Annotated in this window: 9 protein-coding genes and 1 pseudogene; 5 read left to right on the top strand and 5 right to left on the bottom strand. The window is 42.3% G+C overall.

Annotated features, from left to right (window positions below; all coding sequences use genetic code 11):
* Both L4B77_RS17990 and L4B77_RS17985 read right to left on the bottom strand, forming a co-directional pair.
* Window positions 1-143 (bottom strand): annotated as a pseudogene (locus tag L4B77_RS17990) (helix-turn-helix domain-containing protein); the annotation flags it as partial.
* A gap of 102 nt (window positions 144-245) precedes the next feature.
* Window positions 246-890, bottom strand: a complete 645-nt coding sequence (locus L4B77_RS17985; RefSeq protein ID WP_429752103.1) for a hypothetical protein — start codon at window positions 888-890, stop codon at window positions 246-248.
* A 149-nt stretch (window positions 891-1,039) separates the two neighbouring features.
* Between L4B77_RS17985 and L4B77_RS17980 the strand changes: the two genes are divergently transcribed.
* Both L4B77_RS17980 and L4B77_RS17975 read left to right on the top strand, forming a co-directional pair.
* On the top strand, window positions 1,040-2,929 hold the full coding sequence (locus L4B77_RS17980; RefSeq protein ID WP_429752101.1) for a DUF294 nucleotidyltransferase-like domain-containing protein: 1,890 nt from the start codon (window positions 1,040-1,042) through the stop codon (window positions 2,927-2,929).
* 5 nt (window positions 2,930-2,934) lie between these two features.
* Window positions 2,935-3,651 (top strand): 3'-5' exonuclease, encoded by a 717-nt coding sequence (locus L4B77_RS17975; RefSeq protein WP_429752099.1) that lies wholly within the window; start codon window positions 2,935-2,937, stop codon window positions 3,649-3,651.
* A 108-nt stretch (window positions 3,652-3,759) separates the two neighbouring features.
* Here L4B77_RS17975 and serC read toward each other — a convergent pair whose 3' ends face one another.
* Together serC and L4B77_RS17965 are read right to left on the bottom strand one after the other, a co-directional pair.
* Entirely contained in the window at window positions 3,760-4,854 is a 1,095-nt protein-coding gene (serC, locus tag L4B77_RS17970) for a 3-phosphoserine/phosphohydroxythreonine transaminase (RefSeq protein ID WP_429752097.1), read from the bottom strand.
* A gap of 163 nt (window positions 4,855-5,017) precedes the next feature.
* Complete coding sequence (locus tag L4B77_RS17965; RefSeq protein ID WP_261839441.1) at window positions 5,018-6,280, bottom strand: DUF945 family protein; 1,263 nt, start codon at window positions 6,278-6,280, stop codon at window positions 5,018-5,020.
* 183 nt (window positions 6,281-6,463) lie between these two features.
* Here L4B77_RS17965 and L4B77_RS17960 point away from each other — a divergent pair, with 183 nt between their 5' ends.
* From L4B77_RS17960 to L4B77_RS17950, 3 genes are all read left to right on the top strand, one after another.
* Window positions 6,464-8,407 (top strand): ATP-binding protein, encoded by a 1,944-nt coding sequence (locus L4B77_RS17960; RefSeq protein ID WP_429752095.1) that lies wholly within the window; start codon window positions 6,464-6,466, stop codon window positions 8,405-8,407.
* Complete coding sequence (locus tag L4B77_RS17955) at window positions 8,400-8,897, top strand: response regulator (RefSeq protein ID WP_261839439.1); 498 nt, start codon at window positions 8,400-8,402, stop codon at window positions 8,895-8,897. Before L4B77_RS17960 ends, L4B77_RS17955 begins: the two co-directional genes overlap by 8 nt.
* A gap of 232 nt (window positions 8,898-9,129) precedes the next feature.
* A complete protein-coding gene (locus L4B77_RS17950) occupies window positions 9,130-9,672 on the top strand; it encodes a hypothetical protein (protein WP_261839438.1) in 543 nt (180 codons plus the stop codon).
* A gap of 114 nt (window positions 9,673-9,786) precedes the next feature.
* Here the strand turns inward: L4B77_RS17950 and L4B77_RS17945 are convergent, their stop codons facing one another.
* Window positions 9,787-10,368 carry a TfoX/Sxy family DNA transformation protein gene (locus L4B77_RS17945; protein ID WP_261839437.1) on the bottom strand — a complete coding sequence of 194 codons (582 nt, stop codon included), beginning with the start codon at window positions 10,366-10,368 and terminating at the stop codon, window positions 9,787-9,789.
* Window positions 10,369-10,714: the final 346 nt, after the last annotated feature.

Genomic DNA, 10,714 nt, shown 5'->3' with positions numbered 1-10,714 from the left:
GTATCATGGATGGCAAAGACTTGAGCCCAATACCGTATCTGTCTTGAAGAAATTGAATATTGTTTTGCTAAGTAGAGAGATGACGTGCCATCTAAGTATTGCTTAGCAATGATACATTTTAGCTCTCGGCTATATTTGGACATAAAAAGACCCCCAATAATTGGTGTCCAACTATTGGGGGTCAGTTCACTTCAACCTCGCTGGCTTTTTTGTCTCTCGACGTTCAGGTTTAAATGCTTTGTAAGTCAGTATTCTAGGAAGAACTCAACACCTAGCTCATTGGTTCTTTCTCTCACCCCTTTGCTGCTCTCACCATCTCGATGTTGGTATGACCCACCAATCGCAAACTTGTTGGTCACTAGATAGCGTAAACCTAAGTGATAGATCTCTTCATCAAACAGATCACTTCGGTTGAGTTGCACACTCCCGTTGGCTATCCAACGTTTTGCAAAACCATAGTTGAGTTCGGCTTTAACACCTTGAACAAATTCTGTGTTCGACTCTAAGGTTTCATTAGTACGATTAAGCTCAACTTCTCCCTTAGTTATACCGAGCTGATAAGAAGCCACAATATCCAAGTCTTTCTTAATACCATAACGATAGCCAGCGCCCGTCATTAGTGTATCGATTCTAGTGGTACTCTCATCCGGGTGAATAAAACGTGCACTGTAGTCGCCTAACAACAACCAATCGTCATTTATGGTATAACTCCCCCCTAATCCAAATGATGATGCATTGCTATTTCTACCCGCATCTTCATTTAAACTGCCCGAATGAGCGGTGGCATATATATGGTCATAATCAAGAACATCCATACGGTGATCCTCTGCCCACAAACTTGGAGAAAACAGAAAAACCGCAGATACAAAACTCAGCTTCCACTTCGACATTTTATCCCCCTCAAACCATCACTCCATTAATTGAAAGGTTAGTCTATCCATAAGACTTTAAAAAGGTTTTAGCTCACAGATTGATTTGTGACGGCAAATTATTATCAAATGTTGTACCATGAAATCATACAAACCAATGGATGATCATTATGGATGCTGAGTTACTAGAGATTCAAAACTTTCTGGCACAATACCCCCCTTTCACTGAACTCCCTGAGGAGATGTTAGAGAAAGTAACCAGTAGCGTGGAAATTTCTTATTACCGCCAAGATACCCCTATCATTCACTTTGGTGATCAAATTCATGACTTATACATCGTTAGAAGTGGCGAAGTAGAAGTCTACCGTCGTAAAGGCGAACTCTATAACCGCCTCGATGAAGGACATCTATTTGGTCAAATGGGCCTACTGACTAACAATAAGGTTCGCTTCCCAGTGAAGGCGACAGAAGATACTCTACTCTACTGCATCCCTGAGTCGATTTTCCAAGAGCTTTACGACAACTACGATTCATTCGCCGATTTCGTAGAGGTCGAAGACAGTGCACGTCTTCGTCAAGCAAACTCAAGTAACAACGATGCCAACGACCTCACCACATCCAAAGTTAAAACGTTGTTAACTAGCGAAGCGCCAATGATTGAAAAGACTTGCTCCATTCAGCAAGCCGCCACCATGATGGCTGAAGACAATGCCTCTTCGCTACTGATCATCGACCCAGATATTGCTGAAGATAACGATGACGACTCCACCCCGGTGATTGGTATTATTACTGACCGAGATCTATGTACACGAGTGCTCGCTGAAGGCCTTGACCCATCGGATGAAGTATCCAGCGTGATGACGCCCGAAGTGATTTCTCTCGATCATAATGCTTATGTATACGAAGCCATGATGACCATGCTTCGTTATAATGTGCACCACTTACCGGTGCTGAAAGATAAGAAGCCTATCGGCATTATCGAAGCGACTGATATTGTTCGCTATGAATCTCAAAACTCGCTATTACTGGTCAGTAGTATCTTCCAGCAACAAAGTATCGACGATCTGAAGGTACTTTCCGAGCAAGTGAAAGACAGCTTTGTGCGCTTAGTTAACGAAGATGCCAACGCTCACATGGTGGGGACAGCAATGTCGGTAATTGGCCGAAGCTTTAAGCAACGTATTATCGAGTTAGCGGAAGAGAAATTGGGGAAACCACCGATTCCATACTGTTTCCTCGCACTCGGCTCGATGGGGCGTGATGAACAGTTGCTGGTTACGGATCAAGATAACGCGATTATTCTTGATGATACCTATGACGAGAAAAAGCACGGTAAGTACTTTGAAGAGCTGTCGACCTTCATTTGTGACGGCTTGGATCAATGTGGCTATGTATACTGTACTGGCGACATCATGGCGACCAACCCAACGTGGCGTATGACTCGTCGCGAATGGGAAGAGTGCTTCGCTGATTGGATTGATGATCCAAACCCGAAAGCACTGCTGAATGCTTCTATCTTCTTCGACTTAGATGGTGTTTACGGCCGCTTAAAATGGGCGGAACAACTGAACAGCTTTATTGTTCGTCGTGCACGTAAGAACAACCGCTTCTTGGCATGCCTAGCACGTAATGCGCTCAACCGCACTCCTCCTCTCGGTTTCTTTAAAGACTTCGTAATGGAGAAAGATGGTCGCCATAATAACTCAATCAACCTCAAACGACGTGGTACGGCTCCACTGGCAGACTTGATACGTGTCCACGCTCTCGCGGTAGGATCTCGCTCTAAGAACTCATTTGAACGTTTAGATGACATTATCGATGCAGGTATTCTACCGAAAGGCCGCGCGCAAGATCTCAAAGATGCAATGGAATTTATCTCTCTGGTTCGTATCCGTCACCAAGCAAACGATGTTGATGATAATGTCGAGCCTGATAACAACATTGAACCGGAAAACCTGTCTGATTTTGAACGTCGTAACCTAAAGGATGCATTCCAAATCTTAAGTAATGCGCAAAACTTCCTTAAGTTCCGTTATCAAGCTAGCAATAAGTTTAAGTAGGCGCTATGAATAAACTATTTCGCACTCCTGCGGTTGACTGGCCTTATAAATTTCAGCAAAAATTGGAGCGTTCGAAGGACGAACGATTAAAGCGATTCTATAGTAAACCACTTCCCGAACCAGAGACGCCTCTATCGGAAGTGCGCTTTTTAGCGGTCGATTTTGAAACCACCGGCTTAAATCCAGCCAAAGATGGCATCATTACTATCGGCTTGGTGCCTTTCACACTCAATCGTATTTATCTACGACAAGCTAGGCATTGGACACTGAGACCTAAGCAAAAGTTGGAGGAAGAATCGGTAGTCATCCACGGAATCACTCATAATGACATCATTGATGCGCCCGATCTCAGCGAAGTGCTCGAAGAAATTTTAGATGCAATGGCCGGACATATTCCCGTGGTTCACTACCGACGCATTGAGCGGGATTTTTTAGATAATGCATTAAAAGTAAGACTCGGTGAAGGTATTGAATTTCCGGTGTTAGATACGCTAGAAATTGAATCCCAAATTCAACATAAATTGGCTGGCGGCTTTTGGAATAAGCTCAAAGGTAAGAAACCAGCTTCAGTAAGGCTGGGCCAGAGTCGCCGTCGGTATCACTTACCCGACTACACGCCACACCATGCGCTGACAGATGCAATTGCAACCGCTGAACTGCTCCAAGCACAGATTGCTCATCATTATAATGGTGACATGCCTTTAAAAGACTTCTGGCTTTAAGAATTAGCTAATTTCTCATGGGTGGTCAAACGCTTGAGTACAAATCTAAAAAACACGCTTTGTTGTTATAAAAAATGCCGCAGACGCGGCATTTTTTATTCTACTCAGTTAAGCGTATTTCGCTTCAAAATCTTTCATAAAGCAGACTAAGGCTTGCACCCCTTCCAGAGACATCGCATTGTAAAGTGACGCTCTCATCCCACCGACAGCTCTATGGCCTTTCAATGATTTTAAACCCGCAGCGTCAGCCAACTCTAAGAACTTACTATCGAGTTCAGGCTTCGCGAGTTGGAACGGAACATTCATTCTTGAACGGTTCGCGGCGTGAACGTCGTTCTTATAGAAAGTAGAGCCATCAATCGCATTGTAAAGTAAGGCCGCTTTCTCTTTATTCACCAATTCGATGGCTTCAACGCCGCCTTCAGATTTTAACCACTTGAACACAAGGCCTGATAAATACCAAGCATAAGTCGGCGGCGTATTGAACATAGAGTCTTTTTCAGCAAACACTTTGTAATTCAAAACGCTAGGCAATACTTCATTTGCAAGATCGAGTAGATCGTCACGTACGATGGCTATACAGAGCCCCGCTGGGCCAATATTTTTTTGAGCTCCCGCGTAGATAACTCCATATTGAGACACATCAATCTTACGAGATAAGATGTTAGACGACATGTCAGCGACGATGGGCTTATCGGTCTGCGGTAGCTCACTGATCTCAATACCATCAATGGTTTCATTCGGACAAAAGTGAACGTACGCCGCTTCTGGATCGATTTTCCAATCTTTAGCTGGGACAACCGCCGCCTTACCATCAACCGACGTTTTCGCGTTGAACACATCGATTTCGCAGTATTTTTTTGCCTCTGTTACTGCGCTTTCAGCCCAGTAACCCGCATCGATATAAGTCGCCTTCTTTGCATCACCAAGAAGGTTTAGAGGTACAGCTGCGAATTGAGCACGAGCGCCCCCCTGACAGAAAAGAACTTTATAGTTGTCTGGGATGTTCAGAAGATCACGTAGGTCTTGTTCAGACTCATCAGCAACTTGAATAAACTCTTTGCTGCGATGACTGATTTCCATAACGGAAGTCCCTAAACCATTCCAATTAATGAAGTCAAGTTGTGCTTGTTTCATCACCGGTTTAGGTAGTGCCGCTGGGCCAGCACTAAAATTGAATACGTTATCTAATGTAAGTTCCATGGGGATAATTGCTCCTGCTAAATAATAACCATGCAAGTAATACCATGTTTTAACCAACATAAAAACAACAAAAGAGGTCTTAAGACCTCTTTTGTTTCGTACTCTATAAAATGTTTAGCTTAACCGGTTRGATCCCTCTATCCATATTAAACCCAACTTTTTTTTATTGAACCAATGAAGACATTAGAAGCGCCATTAATGGCATTTTTTGTCCACTTTCAAACACTAGATTTCCATCTTTTAAATCAGCATTGATTTCATAACCACTTTCCGTTTCCTTGATCATTTCCATCACGATCAATTCATCGATACCTTCATGTATGAAAGGATACTCTTCAACAAGCTCGTTTGAGAAGCTCGAATGAACATGACCTGTTAGCGCAGGTAAGATCAGCGAAGGGTTGCTACTGATTTTTTCAGTTCCTTCGGGGACACTCACGATCCATTTAGATTCAAACTGTCCTTTACCTAGCTCTAATGAAATATTATTCATAGAAAGCTCAAAGCCTTTAGCAAACAAGGTATCGATAAAAGGAATCATCTCGGCAACGTCTTCTTGATTCAGAACCGGATTTGATTGGTAAATTTCAACGATTTTCTCAAACGATTGGCTATCCAATTTTGATATTTCAAAATCGACGTTTAAGTTGTTCACTTGACCTTCGTTGGTCTCAATATTGGCGATATCTAATTTCAGATTACTGCGCAAACGCTTGGTCGTTTCATCAAGGTGTGACTCAAAATCGTACTTAGAATTTTCAATGGTCACGAACGGTTGCATTGCTGAATCGGATATCAAGAAACGGTCAATGGTAAAATTTTGTGTGCCTAACCAATACCCTTTCGCTTGCTGCCCTGAACCTACGCCTTTTAGGTTAGACAGTGTCACCTCTTCACCGTTTTCAAAGTCAATTTGAACAGAAGGTACTGACAGTGTGTAATCAACCTGTCCTAATACTGTGGCATGTCCGGATAACAGAGACTTAGTGATAGAGACCGAAGTGTTGTTATGATCTGAGCCTTGGTAATTAAACTGGCTTAGCTCAAAGTTGAAATCGGTGTTGCCATTTAACTCAGTACTGGTCGTCAGCGTCACAGGAACACTGTCTTTATTTTCAAGTGTCGAAACCGCATTCAGGCTCACCAAACCATGACTCACCACGCTGTTGATAACAAACTCCGTCGGCATCCCGTCCTGCGCAAGTTGCTCTTTGAGGTTTTCATCTGTCACCGTTAGACGGGTTTTGACATTTGAAGATAAGTAACCGCGATCGTATTCCACGATCTCAGCTTGGATACTTGAATTATTGAGCTTGGCAATACCATCAGTAATGGCATTTTCCCCAATTTGCCCTACCGCTAACGGCCAACAAAGTACCAATGAAATTGCTCCGCCGATTGCACCAATTTTTCTTAACTGTTCCATGAGTTCTCTTTCTACACTGGTCTGTTATTTTTAGTCTAACCCATCAATGGCTAACAAGGAACATTGAGTTAAATCAGTCTATTGCTCAATACTTCAATTTACTCAGCAAATTACCGATTGGCTCTCATCCTTGTACGGTACTTCTTGATAAGCTAGAAAGGTGGCTACGACTAAGGTTAAGACGTGAATCAATACGCTGTTATTTGTTTGGACAATAATCCGGTTAGCATTGAAAGAATACGATCGGAGTTGGCTCCCTTGTCTTCTGTGTTCGACATTTATACTGCCGAAAACATCGAAGATGCACATCACGCATTAAAAGATATCCACGATGATCAACAAACGGTTGCTCTCGTGATCTCTCATCACCATTCTGAATTTAATGGCGTACAATTTCTGATTGAACTTGAACAGGTCCCGCATAGTAATACCGCTAGAACGATATTAGTCAGCGCTTCATCAGACATTGACTCCATTTTAACTGCGGTCAACGAAGGACGGCTTAATCATTGCCTTACCAAGCCAGTACAAGATCAAGTACTGTTCAAATCTGCGCAGAAAGAACTGACCTCTTTTGTGATCCAATACGACTCGGATAATTTGTTAGCTTATAGCGACACATTGGATCAACAGCGACTGCTCAGAGCGCACATCGAACAAAAAATTCACTCGTTCCAATCGGGCTTTATTCACGACTACCATCAACTTTCAGATCATGCTCTGGCAGAGCGTGTAGTCAGAGCATTACAAGACGTTTTCTCGAAAGATGATAAAACCAAAGCGATTCGAGATTACTCACCAGAACATTTGCTGACTGTTGAAGGTGAAGACAATCGCTTTTTATGGTTGCTCATTGAAGGTGAAGTCGCACTCTATAAAAAGGACGAATTAGGGCAACAGCGAGAGGTCGTTCGGCACTCCAAAGGCAACATTGTCGGGGGGATGTCATTCGTAACGGGTGAACCTTCTTTTTCAACAGCAATAACTCTAACTCAAGCGCAAGTCATTAAGCTCGATAAAGATAGCTTCGCTCAGGTCATGCATTCAAACAACACCCTGTTGCCGCTCTTTACCAATCTATTGCTTCGTCATTTCAATCGACGCTTACAAAGAAGCATCACGAATAAGATCAAGCTTCAGCAAACGCTTGAATCATTGGAATTCGCTCACCAACAATTAATCGAACAAGAGAAGATGGCGATGCTGGGTCAGCTCGTGGCAGGAGTTGCGCATGAGCTAAACAATCCCATTGCCGCGATATTAAGAAGTATTGAAACCTTGTCTACCCATCTTGATCAGATACTCAATAGCTCCTCTCTCAAAGAATCAAATAAAGGGATAGACGTGTTAACGCATTCTAAATTAGCGAAACCGTTATCCACATCTCAAGAGAGAGAACTCGTTAGACAGCTTACATCCAACATTGATGATCGTGTGCTAGCAAAAAAAACCGTGCGACTCAATCTGAACCAAGACGCTGAAGTATTAACGACCTTAAAAGATGCACCGATTGCGGGCAAGGAGCTGCTCAACGATTTAGAGCATTACCACTACGTAGGGAACTCGATACGCTCGATTCAAGTTTGCAGCAAACGTATTGCTGACATGGTGAAAAGCTTAAAAAGCTACGCCCGAGAGGATGAAGAAGTGCGCCACTATGCTGACATCCACGAAGGCCTTGAAGATACATTAGTCATTTTTGAAAATCGACTTAAGCACCACCAACTTGAAAAACACTACGATACGAATTTGCCACCATTATTGTGCCAGTCGCTCGCGCTTCAGCAGGTATGGACGAACCTTATCTCTAACGCACTTGATGCTCTATCGGAACGAGGTAAAGTGACAATCACCACCTCTCAACAAATCAATGATGACGGCCATTTTCTCGTCGTTCAAATATCGGACACTGGCCATGGTATCGCCCCAAAAGACATCAAAACGATTTTCAATCCAAACTTCACAACAAAGAAAGAAGGCAACTTTGGCTTAGGTATTGGGTTATCTATTTCTCAACAAATCGTGTCGGCCCATCAAGGATTTATTTTGGTGGAGTCTGAGGTAGGCAGCCATACTCACATGCAAGTGTGGCTTCCATTCAAACAAGAAGGAGTACCTCATGAATAAGTATCTAATTTTATGTGTCGATGATGAACCCGAAGTTCTCAATAGCGTCCTTCAAGACTTAGCGGTATTTGAAGATGACTTTATTGTTGAAGGTGCGGAATCGGTCGATGAAGCAGAGCAAGTAATCAAAGAGATGGGTCAAAATGGCATTAAGCTCGCTTTAATTTTATGTGATCACATCATGCCAGAAAAAACGGGCATTGATTTTTTAATCGAACTCAACCAGCGCGATTCTACCAAGCCAACACGCAAGCTGCTGCTTACAGGACAGGCAGGGCTAGAAGATACAGTAACCGCTATTAATAATGCTGCGTTGGATTTCTACATCTCTAAACCTTGGCAAGGCGATCAACTTAGAGAAACTCTTATTCAACAGCTGACTGACTATGTCATCGCCAATGACAAGAAATTACTCAATTGGACTTCAATACTCGATACCGAGCGTATACTGACTTCAATGGCAGAAAAGCGAACAAGTTTTGGTGAGTAACCATCGGCTCTAACTTGGACGGTTTACGCTTAATCATGGTTGAAGAGCGCTAAACATGAGACATCAGTAGCAGATTGGCGCTTAATTCGGTGTTTTTTTAATCAAACAACTAGTGATTTATATTTTAATAGATTAATTTTCTGAGAGTTAGATTAAACTGTCCCAACATTTATGGTTTGCCTGATTTTCTCAAACCAAAAGGATTAACACTAAATAAAGGTTTACGGTCGTTATGCGCAAAATACTACTTACTACCGCTATGTTATTGGCTTCTAGTCAAGCGCTAGCAGTTGATGAACAACCACAAGTGATGAGCAACTTCAGCTACGATTACTTTGAAGCACGCATTGGGGCAAGCCCAGTCACATTTGGTGGTGCGTTCAGTAAGTCAATCCACCCGAATGCACACGCCGTAGCGCGCATTGATTCGGAATTTGAAAGCGATTACGACTCTGCTGTAGGTCTTGGTTTTCACGCCCCGATTAATAACTGGGCAGATCTAACCGGTGAAATGTTGGCGCGTATCGTTCGACCTGAACACTCAAGCTCAACGGATATCGGTATGGAAATCAACGTTGGTGTTCGTCAATGGCTTGGTCCGCAACTCGAAGTTGGCGGTAAAGCTGGTTACGTTTCTATCGAAGACAATGACGATTGGACAGGCTCTGTTTATGCACGTTTCCACTCTACCGAGTTGTTCTCTTTAGGTGCTGAAGCTCGTATCAATGATTTCTACGGTGAACAACTCATGTTTACTGCTCGTTTCAAGTACTGATACTTAATCAGCAGTCAGTCTTCAAATAAATAGAACGAAGACAGAAACAAAAAAACCGAGGCACGCCCTCGGTTTTTTCTTATCAGTAATCTTCAACATATAAGGATAACTTCTTTAATGACAGCTGTTTAATAATTGTTGCTTACGTGGCTCTTGTAACAATTTCCAGTGAATACCATCAATAGCACCAGCAAATTTCCAAAGCAGTTTTAGGTCAACATCGTTTCCGTACGCCTCACGAACCTTATTAAACACCTCTGGAGCACCTAATTGCATGAACATTGAAACATCATCTACACCCGCCTTTTTAACCATACGCTCCAAAGTAAGTTGCATGTTCGGAAGGTCTCTTAATCTGCGGCTTGCGGATGACTTTTTGAAGCAACGCTGTTGAATTGAATTATCAATTGAAGTTCTAATGATGCTATCCAATTCAGGGTGTTGGCATGTAAAAAGGTTTGTAATATCGTAGTAGTTTACGGTCGCTGTTGTTTGTTTTTTTACATGGCGATACTTTTCACAATCAAAATCTGTCAGCTTTTTATCTAATGACTTGCCACCTCTAATGAATAAACAACCTTCACTCAACAGAGCGAACATCGCGTCATTTTGAAAGAGGCCAATACCTCCAAACATAGAACGTTTTTGATGCTCACCAAATTGATTTATGTAATTAATAAATGCTGTCTCGGTCATATCCGTTGATCCTTAATCAAATTACCCCGATAAGGTTGATCACCAGATAAGCAGCTTTTTATGCGAAAAATTTTAGTCTGTTTTTTATTTAGGTGAATATTATATTTTCGTTTTTCACCTTTTGATAAATGATACTTTGAAAAGAAAAATAAGTCAGGACTTAGTTCACATCAATCAATTGTGTATCTCACAAATTCATGATTAACATCACAGTAAGCTATCAAATAATGCAAAAACACTCAGGATGAGTGATGTGTCCCTTTGAATTATTCCCGTTTATATCATGCTGTGAGTATTGCCTCGTCGCATCACGACTTGTAAAATGCCTACACATACATGTTTTTAC

The organism is Vibrio minamisatsumaniensis (assembly GCF_050337445.1).
Classification (GTDB): domain Bacteria; phylum Pseudomonadota; class Gammaproteobacteria; order Enterobacterales; family Vibrionaceae; genus Vibrio; species Vibrio artabrorum.
Note: the sequence above shows the minus strand (reverse complement) of the source record. Positions and strands in the feature narration are given on the sequence as shown.